The following is a 13,642-nucleotide window of genomic DNA, read 5'->3' as shown; positions in this document are numbered from 1 at the left end:
TGGACAGTCCGGGACAGACACACCCTTGCTTTGCCGGCTGCGAGAGCTACAGCACGGCAGGAGCCGGTTCGGTGGCCCGGTAGTAGACCTCGCGGCGCAAGCGTTCCAGGTCCGGCGCCGCAGAAGTCGCGGAACTCGACGTCGGCGTGTACCTATCGCTCTCACGCCCCCACAGCCCCATTCGCGCCATACTTCCGTACATCTGCGCGTAGTCCTTCCCCTTGCCCGACAGGCCGGGAAGCACGCGGAAGAGGGTGGGGACGTAGCGGATCGCTGCCTCGAACTGGACGCGATGCTCGGCGACCTGGCGCCGCACCTGCTCGACGGCTTCGCCGCGGGTGCAGCCCGTCTCGTGACGGACCGCCCTGACCAGGTTGTAGGGGACTCGGTCGGCCTCGTCCTGGGCCAGCCCCACCAGATCGTTCTCCACAAAAGTCACCCAGAAGCCGAGTTCCTCGAGACGGCGGATGACGGGGTGATTGCGCACTTTCGCGGGCAGTTCCCGGTCGTGGTACATCTCCATCACGGCGATGGCGGTTTCCAGTCCACTGGTCGACATCCGCAATGGCAGGTAGTCGGCGGTGGCGGGGATATAGCCGTCGATGCGATGGTGCGCTTCGCGTTCGGCGGCTTCGAACCATTCCTCGATGCCGTCGAGAAACCGCTCCTGCCAGCGAGCGGTGCGACCCTCACGCAGCCGCGGCCACAAGCTCGCCCACGCCGTCGGAATCGCGCCCGACCGCCACGGTGCCTCGGGATCCTGGCGCAGTGTCGCCACCATGCCACGCCGCAGCGCGGTCACATCTTCCGGATCGGTCAGCTGGGGATCCTCGAAGAGGTCGTCCCACATGAGGGCCAGCACGGCCATGCCGTAGGCGGTCTGTTCGCGAGCCGCGTCCGCCGCCGGGGCCAGAATTCGTGCCCGGCTCCGGATCGCTCCTGTCCACCGGTGGTAGTCGGCCTCGGCCGCAGAGGTAGCGAGGCCGGTATCGACCAACCAGCTCGTCAGCCATTCCGCGACCCGCGGCGGAAGGTCGTCGACCGGAGCCTCGGAGGGCCGTGTCAGGGGTTGGGCGACCGCGAGGTGAGCGGGGCGCCGGTCGAGGATCGACTGGATGTAGGCGGTCAACACTTCGCGGGCGTCCGAGGCGACGGGCAGGTCGGCGAGCCGACCGGCGGCCTTGTCGATGAATTCGTCGGCCACCGCCCGGGCTTGGTCGACAGCGCCGGAGGCGATGACCAGTTCCCGGGCCCGTGCGGCTTGCTCCCCCGTCATTCTGCCGCGCAGCAGGCGGGCCAGGTCCGTGTCGTGGGCCGCCGCGCGGATCACCGGAAGTGTGTAGATACCCTCGGGCAGATCCGCATTGACGGGTTTACCCATTTCCTCGGCGGTCGAGGTCAGATCGAGGATGTCGTCGTACAGCTGGTAGGCCAGTCCGAAGTAACGGCCGAACAACGCCAACGCCTCTTCTTCGTCCTCGGAGCGACCGGCTTGCATCGCCCCTACCCGGCACGCCAGCGACAGCACCGCCGCCGTCTTCCCGTCGATCGTGTCCAGATAGGACTGCTCGCTGCGGGAGGGAACGTAGAGGTCGGCGGCCTCGATCACCATGCCCGCGCACATCTGCTCGCCCGCGATCGTCGCCGCGAGAACCTCGCGCGGGCCGAGTTCGGCCAGCATGCGCAGGCCCGAGAACGTCACCGCGTCCCCACCCAGAACGGCCATATGCGATCCCCACACCGCGTTGGCACTGGGACGGCCTCGGCGCTGGTCCGCGTGGTCGACGACGTCGTCGTGGTAGAGCGACCCCAGATGCATCGTCTCCACGGCCGCCGCGGCGCGCACCGCCCGGTCGACGGCCGGCGTATCGGGATCGGCGAGCAGGTAGTACGACAGTAGGGTCAGAGTCGGGCGGACCAGACGTCGGGAGGTGCCCGGCCCTTCTTCTGTGAGCGCGGTCAGTTCCGGTCTGTTCTCCAGTCGAACAGGTCCGAGAATGTCGCGGACGCGGTCCAGGTCCGCCTCCAGATGCGGGAAGACAGCCGAATCGATTTCACGTGGCACGAGCGCGCTCCTGACTTGGTGGATCGGTCCTCTACAAACACCGCCGGTCAGTCTGTCACCACCCGCGCGCAAAGATGTTGGTATCGAACGACTTCGACGTACACCGCACCTGGCCGGCGACCGTGTCGAGCCGGCTCAGCGGGCGGTGGAGGCGCGCTCGACGAGATAGGGGCGGAAACAGACGTGCTCCGGCTGCGCTCCCCCATCCTCCGCGGCGGCGACCAGCAGGTCGACGGCGACGGAGCCGATATCGGCCCGAGGTTGACGAATGGAGGTGAGCGGGACGACCGCGGACTGGGCGAAGTCGATATCGTCGTAGCCGACCAGCGCCACGTCGCCGGGTACCTCGACGCCGTGCAGCGTGAGGGCCTGCAGCACACCGATCGCGAGTAGGTCGTTGACGCAGAACACAGCATCTGGCCGGTCATCGGCGGGCCGGGCGGCGATGCGCTCGCCGACGGCGCGACCGGCGAGCACGGTCATGGCCGGGGTATCGAGGACAGTGAGCGTGACACCGGGGTGTTCGGCCACGGCGCGTTGCGCGCCGGCCCGGCGATCCGCCACCTGCGTCAGCGAGGCCGGGCCTCCGATCACGGCGATGCGCCGGCGGCCGCCGGCACAGAGGTGTCGAACGGCGAGCTCGCCGCCGGCGATATCGTCCACGGCGACCGAGGAGAACGGCGTGCCGTGCCCGTCGCGGTCTACCAGAACCACCGGCACGCCGCGGTTGTGCAAGGCGACGAGCCGGTGCTGATCCTCTCCGGACGGTGAGATGAGGAGCCCGAAAACCCGCTGTTCGTCGAAGGTTTCCAGGTAGCGGCGTTCGCGGTGCGGATCGTCGTCGCTCGAGCCCAGCAACACGACGAGATCGTGTTCGGCGGCGCGCTGCTGCGCGGCGCGGGCCACGTCGGAGAAGAAGGGATTGCCGATATCGAGCACCACCAGGCCGACGCAGCGAGAGCGGCCCGCCTTGAGCTGACGCGCCGCATCGTTGCGGACAAAACCCAGGCGATCGATGGCGGCGAGAACCCGCTCGACGGTGGCGGGTGCGACCTTGTCGGGCGCGTTGAGCACATTGGAGACGGTGCCGACCGATACCGACGCCGCGGCGGCGACCTCCCGCATGCTCACCACCGGCGCCGGCACCTCCTCTGTCCGCGCAGGCATCGCCGTGGCCTGCTCACCCTCGATCTTGGCCGGGGATCGGGCGCGGAGCAAGCCTGGTCAGCTGGGTCACATGCTGCGGTGTCAGTTCCTCCAGGCAGGTGACGCCGAGCAACCGCATGGTGCGCTCGACCTGTCCGGTGAGAATTTCCACCGCTCGGTTCACCCCGGCTTCGCCGCCGGCCATCAGGCCGTAGAGGTAGGCGCGGCCGATGAGGGTGAAGCGGGCGCCGAGCGCTATCGCGGCCACGATATCGGCGCCGGACATGATGCCGGTGTCGAGGAGAATCTCGGTGTCACGCCCGAGTTCCCGGGCGACCTCGGGCAGCAGATGGAACGGTACGGGTGCCCGGTCCAGTTGGCGGCCGCCGTGGTTGGAGAGCACGAGGCCGTCGACGCCGGTGTCCACCACCGCCCGGGCGTCGGCGAGGGTCTGGATGCCCTTGACGACCACCTTGCCGGGCCACTGGTCGCGGATCCACGCCAGGTCCTCGAAGTTCACCGTCGGGTCGAACATGGAGTCGAGCAGCTCCGCCACGGTGCCCGACCAGCGGTCCAGCGAGGCGAAGGCCAGCGGTTCGGTGGTGAGGAAGTCGATCCACCAGCGCGGCCGGGGCAATGCGTCGAGCACGGTGGCCGGGGTGAGCGCGGGTGGGATCGACATGCCGTTGCGGGTGTCGCGCAGGCGGGCGCCGGCCACGGGGACGTCCACCGTCACCAGCAGGGTATCGAAGCCCGCGGCGGCGGCGCGCTCGACCAGCGCCATGGAGCGGTCGCGGTCCTTCCACATGTAGAGCTGGAACCAGTTGCGGCCGTGCGGATTCGCCGCGGCCACATCCTCGATGGAGGCGGTACCCATGGTGGAGAGGGAGAACGGGATTCCGGCGCGGCCCGCCACCCGGGCGCCCGCGTACTCGCCCTCGGTCTGCATCATCCGGGTGAAACCGGTCGGGGCGATACCGAACGGCAGCGATACCGGTCCACCGAGGACTTCCCGGCCGGTGGTGACCTTGGAAACGTCGCGCAGGATCGCCGGGTGGAATTCGATATCGAGGAACGCCTGCCGCGCGCGGTCCAGGGAGATCTCACCTTCCGCGGCACCGTCGGTGTAGTCGAAGGCGGCGCGCGGGGTGCGCCTCTTGGCGATACGGCGGAGGTCCTCGATGGTGAGGGCGGCGTCGAGCCGCCGCTGCACGCCTATGCGCGGCTTCTTGAACTGCATCAGCGGCGCGAGATCACGGGGTTTGGGTAGCTGTCGTTTCATCAGCCTGCTTTCCTGACGGGTTCGATGCGCGGCTCGTAGCGCTGCGGCGGGAACGCGGCGGTCACCTCGGCGCGCAGCGCGTCCACATCGCCGCGCAGCAGGCCGTGTGTGCGGGCCTGCACCAGAATATTTCCGAGCGAGGTCGCCTCGACGGGGCCGGCCAATACCGGGACCCCGGCGTGCTCGGCCAGCAACCGGCACAGCAGCCGGTTGCGGGCGCCGCCGCCCACGAGGTGGATCGTGCGCACCGGGATGCCGGTCAGCTCCTCGGCGGTCCGCACTCCGGCGGCAAAGGCGGCGGCGAGGCTCTCCACAATGGCACGCGCCGTCGGGACGGGGCCGTCCGGCGCCGGCAGCGCCCGGGTCGTGTACCAGTCAGCGATCCGGCCGGGCATATCACCGGGGGTGAGGAACACCGGGTCGTCCACGTCGAATACGGCCGCCGGAGGGGGGGCGTCGGCGGCCGCGGCGAGCAGTCGGGCGAGGTCCATGGTGTTGTCGGTGCGCTGCCAGTGCCGCACCGACTCACTGAGCAGCCATAAGCCCATGACGTTGCGCAGATAGCGGGTGCGCCCGTCGAGTCCGGCCTCGTTGGTGAAGTTGGCGTCCCGTCCGGCCGCCGAGACCAGCGGCGCGGGCAGTTCCACTCCGACCAGCCCCCAGGTGCCGCAGGAGATATACGCGGCGGTGTCCGGCGCCATCGGTACCGCGGCCACGGCGGACGCCGTGTCGTGCGAGGCGACGGTGCTCAGTGTCACCGCCCGGTCCAACCCGAAAGCCGCTGCGACCGAGGGTAATACCGGGCCCAGGGTCGCGCCGGGTTCGACCACGTCCGGAAAAAGATCCGGCAGACCCAGCCGGGTCCGTACCTCGTCGTCCCAGCGGCCGTCCAACCCGAGCAGTCCGGTGGTGGAGGCGTTGGTGCGTTCGGTGACCCGGACACCGGTCAGCCAGTAGCCCAGCAGGTCCGGGATGAGCAGTGCCTCGTCCGCGGATTCGAGTGCGCCCCGGAGTCGATCGGTGGCGAGCTGGTAGATCGTGGTGAAGGGCAGGAACTGCAGTCCGTTCCGGCGGTATAACTCGCCCGGGTCCACGACCGCATGTACCGCCTCCACACCGGCGACCGAACGGGTGTCGCGGTAGTGGTAGGGCAGTCCGAGCGGGGCGCCGTGCCGGAGCAGACCGTAATCGATTGCCCACGAGTCGATCCCGGCGCCCAACAAGCCCGGTTCCAGCCGGGCGGCCTCGGCCAGGCCGCGTCCGATATGCCGGTACAGACCGGGAAGATCCCAGTGCAGCGCCTCTCGATCGCCGTGCCACAGCGGCAGTGGGTCGTTGGCGAATCGGGCGACCTGCCGCATGGCGATACGGCCGGGACCGACCCGCGCCAGCATGACCCGGCCGCTGGTGGCACCGAGATCGACGGCGGCGACCGCGCCGGTGGCGCTCATCGCAGGAACGCCGCGGCGACCCCGGCGTCGACCGGTACGTGCAGCCCGGTGGTGTGCGAGAAATCCCGACTGCACAGCGCGAACGCGGCATTGGCGATGTGTTCGGGCAGCACCTCCCGCTTGAGCAGGGTGCGCTGGGCGTAGAAGGCACCCAGTTCGGACTCTTCCACGCCGTACACGGCGGCACGCTGCGCACCCCAGCCGCCGGCGAAAATCCCGGAGCCGCGCACCACGCCGTCGGGGTTGATGCCATTCACCTTGACGCCGTGCTCACCGAGTTCGGCGGCCAGCAGCCGCACCTGATGCGCCTGATCGGCCTTGGCGGCGGAGTAGGCGATATTGTTCGGTCCGGCGAAGACCGAGTTCTTCGACGAGATGTAGAGGATGTCGCCGCCCATGCGCTGATCGATCAGCGCCCGCGCCGCCGCCTTGGACACCAGGAACGAGCCCTTGGCCATGACGTCGTGCTGCAGGTCCCAGTCCGCCTCGGTGGTCTCCAGCAGTGATTTCGACAGCGAGAGACCGGCATTGTTGACCACCAGGTCCAGACCGCCGAACGCGAGTACCGCCGCGTCCACCGCGGCACGGACCTGTCCCTCATCGGTGACATCGGCGCCGATACCGACCGCCACGTCGGCCGAACCGATCTCGGCCGCGACCTCGACGGCCTTCGCCCCGTCGCGGTCCGCGACCACCACGCACGCGCCCTCGGCGGCCAGCCGGTGCGCGATGGCCTTACCGATACCGGACGCCGCTCCGGTGACCAGCGCGATCCGGGTGGCGAGCGGCTTGGGCGCCGGTCGCCGCGCCAGCTTGGCTTCCTCCAGTGCCCAGTACTCGATGCGGAATTTCTCCGACTCGTCGATCGGCCGGTATCGGGACACCGACTCGGCGCCGCGCATGACATTGATCGCGTTCAGGTAGAACTCACCGGCGACCCGCGCGGTCTGCTTGTCCGCGCCGTAGCTGAACATGCCGATGCCCGGGACGAGCACGATCGCCGGGTCGGCACCGCGCATGGCAGGCGAATCCCGGTCGGCGTGCCGCTCGTAGTAGGCGCGATACTCCGCACGGTAGGTCTCGTGCAGCTCGGCGAGCCGCTGTTTGCACTGCTCGATCGAGGCGTCGGCGGGTAGGTCCAGCACCAGCGGCGCCACCTTGGTACGCAGGAAGTGATCCGGACAGCTGGTGCCCAGAGCGGCCAATCGCGGATGTTCGGCGCGGGAGAGGAATTCGAGCACCGGCGCGGTATCGGTGAAATGCCCGACCTGGCGGCGGTCGGTGGAGGCGAGCCCGCGCAGAAACGGCGCCAACGCCGCCGCCTTCGCCCGGCGCTGGGGCTCCGGCAGCGCCTCGTATCCGGGCAGCACCGGCCCGAACGGCTCCGCCTTCCCGTTCGCCGCCAGGAATCGCTCGATGGTGTCGATGATCTCCCGCGAGTGCGCCTCGGCCTCGTCGGAGGTATCGCCCCACGCGGTGATGCCGTGCCCACCGAGGATTGTGCCGACGGCCTGCGGGTTGCGCCGGCGGATCTCGGCGATATCGAGGCCGAGCTGGAAACCGGGGCGCCGCCACGGCACCCACACCACCCGGTCGCCGAAGATCTTCTCGGTCAGCTCCGGGCCGTCGACGGCGGTGGCCAGCGCGATCCCGGAGTCGGGGTGCAGATGGTCCACATGCGCCGCCTCCACCAGGCCGTGCATGGCGGTGTCGATGGAGGGGGCGGCGCCGCCGCGGCCGTGCAGGGTGTAGTCGAACGCGGCGACCATCTCGTCCTCACGGTCCACTCCCGGGTAGACGCCGGTCAGGGCGCGCAGGCGGTCCAGTCGCAGCACCGCCAGGCCGGCCTCGGTGAGTGTGCCGAGATCGCCGCCGGAACCCTTGACCCACATCAGCTCGACGGGCTCACCGGTCACCGGGTCGGTGTCGGTGCCCTTGGCGGAGGTGTTACCGCCCGCGTAGTTGGTGTTCTTCGGGTCGGCGCCGAGCCGGTTGGACCGGGCGATGAGTTCCGCGACCGTGGGGTGGGTCATGACAGATGCTTCCTCTTTCTGGTGGTCGGTGTGGTCAGGCGCCCCAGGAGGCGGCGGCCCCGGTGCGTTCGGCGGCGAGCCGCTGCTGCTGCCCGGAGCGGGCGTAGGCGGCCATCGGGTCCTGCGGCAGACCGCGCTCCGCGCGCCGCGCCGCCAGTCGCGGCCGGACATCGGTGTAGAAGGCGTCCATGAACACGGCGTTGGCGCCGAGCACATCGCCCGACTCCTGCGCGGCGGCGAGTGCGCCGAGATCGACCAGCGCGGCCCGCGCGGTCATCTCCTCGACATTGAGCACCGAGCGGAGCTGACCCGGGATCTTGTCCTCGATGTTGTGGCACTGGTCGAGCATCAGCGCCACCCCGTTCTCCGGTGCCAGCCCGCCGCCGCGCAGCACCTCGAACAGGATGCGGAACAGCTGGAACGGGTCCGCGGCGCCGACGATGAGGTCGTCGTCGGCGTAGAAACGGGAATTGAAGTCGAACGACCCCAGTTTCCGCAGCCGCAGCAGCTGCGCCACGATGAACTCGATATTGGTGCCCGGCGCGTGGTGGCCGGTGTCCAGACAGACCACCGCCCGCTCCCCCAACGCGCTGACCTGGGCGTAGGCGGTACCCCAATCCGGCACATCGGTCATGTACATGGCCGGTTCGAAGAATTTGTACTCGAGCACGAGGCGCTGGTTTTCACCCACGTGCTGGTAGATGGTCGCCAGCGATTCGGCGAGCCGGTCCTGACGCCCCCGGATATCGCCCTGCCCCGGATAGTTGGTGCCGTCGGCCAGCCAGATCTTCAGATCCCGGGAGCCGGTTTCCGCCATGATCTCGAGACAGGCCAGGTGATGGTCGATCGCCTTCCGCCGGATCCGTTTGTCGGTGTGGGTCAGGCTGCCGAACTTGTAGTCGTCGTCCTGGAAGGTGTTGGAGTTGATCGTGCCCAGCCGAACGCCGAGTTCTCCGGCGTACCGGCCGAGCGCGGCATAGTCGTCCACGGTGTCCCACGGGATGTGCAACGCCACGGTCGGCGCGAGACCGGTGAGCCGGTGCACGGTGGCCGCGTCGGCGATCTTCTCCTGAACCGTACGGGCCGTGCCGGGGGTGCCGAACACCTTGAACCGGGTACCGGAATTGCCGAAGGCCCAGGACGGCAGTTCGATCGCGAGGGATTCCAGGACGGTCTCGATGGACACGGGCGATATTCCTTTCGCAGCGGACGGCTTCGGCATATCAGCGCCCGCCCACCGGAGCGCCCTCGAGACCGCGCCCTGCCCCGACTTCCGGGAGACTTCCCGCTCCGGCGGATTCGGCAATCGGGGCGCCGTATCGCTCGACCTCGATTTCGCGCAGAGTCTTTCCCTGGGTCTTCGGGGCAAAGAGCGCGCCGATCGCCAGCGCCGTGGTGAGCAGGCCGATCAGCAGCAGACCGACGACGGTGAGCCCCGTGGCGGCCAGCATGGTCGGGAAGAAGTAACTGAGCAGACCGGTTGCCGAGCGCACGACGAAGAACATGAAACCCTGCGCGCTGGCCCGATAGGGAGTGGCGAAGAGTTCGCTGGTCCACAGGCTGTAGAAAGCCTGCGCGCCGATACCGCTGGAGACGCCCCACAGCACTGCGAAGATCAGCAGCGTCGGCATTCCGGCATCGGTGAAGAACACCAGTACGCACCAGGCCAGCACACCGAGCGCCGCGCCGACCACATACAGCAGCCGCTGGGAGATCCGGTCGGCGTAGGCCATGAAACCGAAGTAGGTCGCCGCCACGGTGCAGCCCCACACCAGCACCTGCAGCAGGTTCTGCGCCACCGCGCTGTGCACGCCCGCACTGTCGTAGACCCGCGGCATGAAGATGCCCGCCTGGCCGGCGACGGTGTTCCAGAAGCCGTAGATACCGATCAGCACCAGCAGCGCGGTGATGTTGATCCGCCGGGAGAACAACCCGCGCATGCCCTGGCCGCCGGTGGTGACCTCCGTAACCGACCCGGAACCGGACCCGGTCTCGTCCTTCCAGATCTGCGACTCGGCCAGGCCCTGCCGGATCCACCAGACCACCGCCGCGACCACGAAGAGATGCAGGAAGATCAGCCGGGAGCCGAGCAGTTCCAGCGGCGCCAACGCGGCAGCCAGGGCGAACCCGATCAGCGGACCGACCGACCAGGCCAGCTGCGCGGTGCCGACATGGCGGGCACGGCCGTTCGTAGGCGCCTGCTCGGCGATATAGGTCCAGGACGCGGGGACGCCCGCACCGACCGCGATGCCGGTGATCACGAAGGCTGCCAGCAGCATCGCGAAGTTCATGGCGAAGGTCGCGAGCAGCACGCCCGCCATGTATACGAGCAGGTCGTAGGTATAGATCGCCTTGCGGCCGAAGCGGTCGCACAGCGGACCGCTGATGCCGGCGCCTATCGCCGCGCCGAACGCGTTCGCGCTGAGCGCGGCCAGCAGGCCGACGGCGAAGTTGCTGATGCCGAACGCGTCCTGCCAGAAGGTCAGGCTGGTGGCGATGGCGATGATGGAGCCCGCCTCGATGTAGTTGGACATCGCGACGGATATCGTCGCTTTCCACCCTGTGGTGGTTCGTGCGCCTACCTTCATGGTCTTCCTCGGGTCTAGCAGGGTTCTCGGAGCGTAGTCGGGTGAGTCGTGAGCTCAGTCGAGGTGGAAGTACTCGGTGAGGCGGTGCATCGTCTCGTCCGGTCGCGCGCCCTGCCGCTCCCGGACGGTCACGGGAGCCTGGAAGTACTGGGCCATCGTCGCCTGCCAGCGCGCGTTGACCTCGGTGGCCGCCATCGCGGCCTGCGCCTGCGCGAAGTCCGGCGTCTCCAGGTAACCGACCACCAGTCCGTCTTCCGGACGGAGGAACAGCGAATAGTTCGTCCAGCCCGCCGTACGCAGCGCGTCCAGCATGTCCGGCCACACCGCCGCATGGGCGGCGAGGTAGTCGTCGATCCGCTCCGGGCGCAGGGCCAGCAGGAAACAGACTCGTTCGATGGTGTCGGGCATCCGGGTTCCGCCTCGTCGTTGAAACGTTTCAATATGTGAGTGGGGCCACTGTACGTCCGGGAAGCCATCGGGTCAACACCGCTATCAGGACCCGAGAAGCGACCGGATGCCGTCTGGACTCTGGCCATCGACGAACGTCGCCGGCGAAAGTTCTGTCGTCGCCGGTTCGAGCGCATGGCCGGGGACACCCGACGTCGTCACTGATGTGCTCATACCACCGCATCAACGAGTCCGCGGCCGAGAACACGTGGCTGCCGGCCGCCGAGGCTGCCGAATGGTCCGCTTGCCGGCGACCGGCCGGGACCGTCCGCGATATCGCCGACCGGGACCGTCGAGTGCTCGCCGGTGGCGCCCCGATCGTCGAAACCTTTCGGCCACCGGCGAAATGCCCTGGCGTGATGGCCTCTACCGCACGGAGTACTGCTGTCCAGCCGGTTACAGGGAAAACAGAAATGCAGTGACTCCGAATTATGTGTGGCGTACACACATTGAATTCGACACCGCCTAAGGTCTGACTCGGTCCGCCCATCAGGGGCAGCTGAGTGGAGGGGTTCGAAGAATGAAGTCCGAGAAAATGACCGCTGCCGCTTTCACGGCCATCTCGGCCGTGGGTATCACTGCGGCGACCGCCCATGCAGAGCCGGCCGTGACGGAGCAGCCGACCACAGTCACTGCGGGGCATACGATTTCGGGTGTAGACCACGGAATCAACTACCGGATCACCGTTTCACCGGCCGACAGGGCCATTGTCACCACCGTCGAGAACGGCAGGTTCGAAATCGCGCACAACGGTGCGGTGATGCTCGAAACCGGCGACGGAGCGGCGGCGACCGAAGTGCCGCAATGGCATGCCGTAGAAGGGCGTTCGATCGCATTCGCGCAGCACATCGGTGCCGACGGCCACACCCTGACGCTGATGCCCGCCGAGACGGCCAACGCACACCCGAAGGACATCAGCTCCTACAGCCGGCTCGCGGAGCAGATAGACAAGAACCTGCCCGGTGTCGTCGGCGGCGCCATCGTGGGCGGCATTCTCGGGGCATGCCTGTTCCTGATCTGGGGGATCAGTATCCCTGTGGGTGTGCTGATCGGTGGAACCGTCGGTGGATACATCCAGGGCGGCCCGGAGTTCCTCGACGCCGTACAGGCGTTCGCCACCGGCCGGCCGTGATCACGGGCAGCCACCGCACTCGAGGAACAATGCCCCGATCCGCTTGACTCGGAACAGAGCTAGTAGCCCTTCGCCGCCCGGTTGGTCGCTGCGCGGCGTTCGGCCTTCTTGGTCTGGGCCCGTTCGTCCTCGGCGCGCACGGCGGCATAGCTCTCGCGTTCGCGGACCAGCCACTCCGGGGGATCCGCGAGGAAAGCGGCTATCTCGTCGGCGGTGAGCGCGTCGGACACTCCGGCTCGGGTCAGGCCACTGTTGGAGACACCGAGCTTACGGGCCACTATGTCGCGCGGGAACGGTCCGGTGCGGCGCAGCTCGCTGAGCCACTGCGGCGGGTTCGTCCGGAGCTCGTCCAGCTCGGCTCGGGAAATCGGACCGTTGCGGAACTCTTCGGGAGCCGCCGGAAGATAGATGCCGAGCTTGTTTGCCGCGGTCAGCGGCTTCATCATCTGCGGTTTCTTGTCCAGGCTCACCGGAACAGCGTATCGGGCCGCCGAGCCGGTCCGGACTCCGCGGTGCCATACGCTTGCCGGTATGAGCCGGTTCCCCTCGATTGATGTGCAGCGCCTGCGCTGGTTCGCCGCAGTCGCGGAGGAGCTGCACTTCGCACGCGCCGCGAAGGCGTTGCACATCTCCCGCCAGAAGCTCAGCCACGCGGTCATCGACCTGGAGACCGAGCTCGGCACAAAACTGTTCGTGCCGGGAGCACAGCCGACCCGGTTGACCGACGCGGGGCAGGAGTTGCTGCGAGAAGCGCGCGACATCATCGCTCGTGCCGAGAACGATACAGGCACCACAGCGGTAGCTGCCCCCGCCTCGCTTCGGGTCGGGTTCGTGCCCGGCGTCACCGTCACCAAATGGGAGCGGATCTGGGGCCGCCGGTTCCCGGATACCCCGCTCGAGCTGGTCGCTGTGGCCCAGGCCGACCAGGAGCCGGCGCTGCGCGAGGGCCGGGTCGACATGTGCTTCGTCCGCTTGCCGATCGACCGCAGTGATATGAACGCGATACCGCTCTACCGTGAGTTGCCCGTCGTCGTGGTGCCCAAGGACCATGAGATCGCGCTGTTCGACGAGGTCGGCATGGCCGATCTCGCGGACGAGCGGCTGCAGGACACAGCCGATATCGACGCCGTCGCAGCCGCCATCGAACTCGTCGCCGCCGGAGTGGGTGTAGCAATCGTGCCTCATTCGATCGCTCGCCTGCACCACCGGCGCGATCTGGTCTACCGCACAGTGACCGACACCGACGACACCGAGATCGCCCTCGCCTGGCCGTCGGCCCGGACCACCGACCTGGTCGAGGAATTCATCGGCATCGTGCGTGGCCGCTCGGAAAACAGCTCCCGATCCTCCGCCGGAAAGCGCACCGAACCGGAACCGCGGAAGCGGCGCTCGCCGGGGAAGCGACCGCAGCCCACGAGGAAGCCGATCCCTTCCAAGAAAAAGCCGGCGCGGGGGCGCAAACGCTAGCGCGTAGGCCATGGGATCGTCCACGACACCC

Annotated in this window: 11 protein-coding genes; 2 read left to right on the top strand and 9 right to left on the bottom strand. The window is 68.4% G+C overall.

Annotated features, from left to right (window positions below):
* Positions 1 to 46 precede the first annotated feature (46 nt).
* The 8 genes from NS4_RS00800 to NS4_RS00765 form a co-directional block, all read right to left on the bottom strand.
* Positions 47 to 2,065, bottom strand: coding sequence for a polyprenyl synthetase family protein (locus NS4_RS00800; protein WP_218020275.1), 2,019 nt, complete (start codon positions 2,063 to 2,065; stop codon positions 47 to 49).
* Between the two features lie 135 nt (positions 2,066 to 2,200).
* Positions 2,201 to 3,190 carry a LacI family DNA-binding transcriptional regulator gene (locus NS4_RS00795; protein ID WP_063057583.1) on the bottom strand — a complete coding sequence of 330 codons (990 nt, stop codon included), beginning with the start codon at positions 3,188 to 3,190 and terminating at the stop codon, positions 2,201 to 2,203.
* Between the two features lie 55 nt (positions 3,191 to 3,245).
* Positions 3,246 to 4,493: an alpha-hydroxy acid oxidase gene (locus tag NS4_RS00790; protein WP_174552050.1), complete on the bottom strand. Its 1,248-nt coding sequence runs from the start codon at positions 4,491 to 4,493 to the stop codon at positions 3,246 to 3,248.
* Positions 4,493 to 5,944, bottom strand: coding sequence for a rhamnulokinase (locus tag NS4_RS00785; RefSeq protein ID WP_063057517.1), 1,452 nt, complete (start codon positions 5,942 to 5,944; stop codon positions 4,493 to 4,495). Before NS4_RS00785 ends, NS4_RS00790 begins: the two co-directional genes overlap by 1 nt.
* Positions 5,941 to 7,977 (bottom strand): bifunctional rhamnulose-1-phosphate aldolase/short-chain dehydrogenase, encoded by a 2,037-nt coding sequence (locus NS4_RS00780; RefSeq protein WP_063057516.1) that lies wholly within the window; start codon positions 7,975 to 7,977, stop codon positions 5,941 to 5,943. Before NS4_RS00780 ends, NS4_RS00785 begins: the two co-directional genes overlap by 4 nt.
* A 34-nt stretch (positions 7,978 to 8,011) precedes the next feature.
* Entirely contained in the window at positions 8,012 to 9,199 is a 1,188-nt protein-coding gene (gene rhaI / locus NS4_RS00775) for an L-rhamnose isomerase (RefSeq protein ID WP_063057515.1), read from the bottom strand.
* A gap of 1 nt (position 9,200) precedes the next feature.
* Positions 9,201 to 10,565: an MFS transporter gene (locus NS4_RS00770; RefSeq protein ID WP_063057514.1), complete on the bottom strand. Its 1,365-nt coding sequence runs from the start codon at positions 10,563 to 10,565 to the stop codon at positions 9,201 to 9,203.
* Between the two features lie 54 nt (positions 10,566 to 10,619).
* On the bottom strand, positions 10,620 to 10,973 hold the full coding sequence (locus NS4_RS00765; protein ID WP_174552049.1) for an L-rhamnose mutarotase: 354 nt from the start codon (positions 10,971 to 10,973) through the stop codon (positions 10,620 to 10,622).
* Positions 10,974 to 11,532: 559 nt separating this feature from the next.
* Here NS4_RS00765 and NS4_RS00760 point away from each other — a divergent pair.
* Positions 11,533 to 12,144 (top strand): DUF8020 domain-containing protein, encoded by a 612-nt coding sequence (locus NS4_RS00760; protein ID WP_063057513.1) that lies wholly within the window; start codon positions 11,533 to 11,535, stop codon positions 12,142 to 12,144.
* A 59-nt stretch (positions 12,145 to 12,203) separates the two neighbouring features.
* Here NS4_RS00760 and NS4_RS00755 read toward each other — a convergent pair whose 3' ends face one another.
* Positions 12,204 to 12,614 carry a DUF5997 family protein gene (locus NS4_RS00755; RefSeq protein WP_063057512.1) on the bottom strand — a complete coding sequence of 137 codons (411 nt, stop codon included), beginning with the start codon at positions 12,612 to 12,614 and terminating at the stop codon, positions 12,204 to 12,206.
* Between the two features lie 61 nt (positions 12,615 to 12,675).
* Between NS4_RS00755 and NS4_RS00750 the strand changes: the two genes are divergently transcribed.
* Entirely contained in the window at positions 12,676 to 13,611 is a 936-nt protein-coding gene (locus tag NS4_RS00750) for a LysR family transcriptional regulator (RefSeq protein ID WP_063057511.1), read from the top strand.
* The last annotated feature ends 31 nt before the right edge of the window (positions 13,612 to 13,642 follow it).

The organism is Nocardia sienata NBRC 100364 (assembly GCF_001613205.1).
Classification (GTDB): domain Bacteria; phylum Actinomycetota; class Actinomycetes; order Mycobacteriales; family Mycobacteriaceae; genus Nocardia; species Nocardia sienata.
The sequence above is the reverse complement of the archived record's forward strand: the minus strand, read 5'-3'. Positions and strand labels throughout refer to the sequence as shown.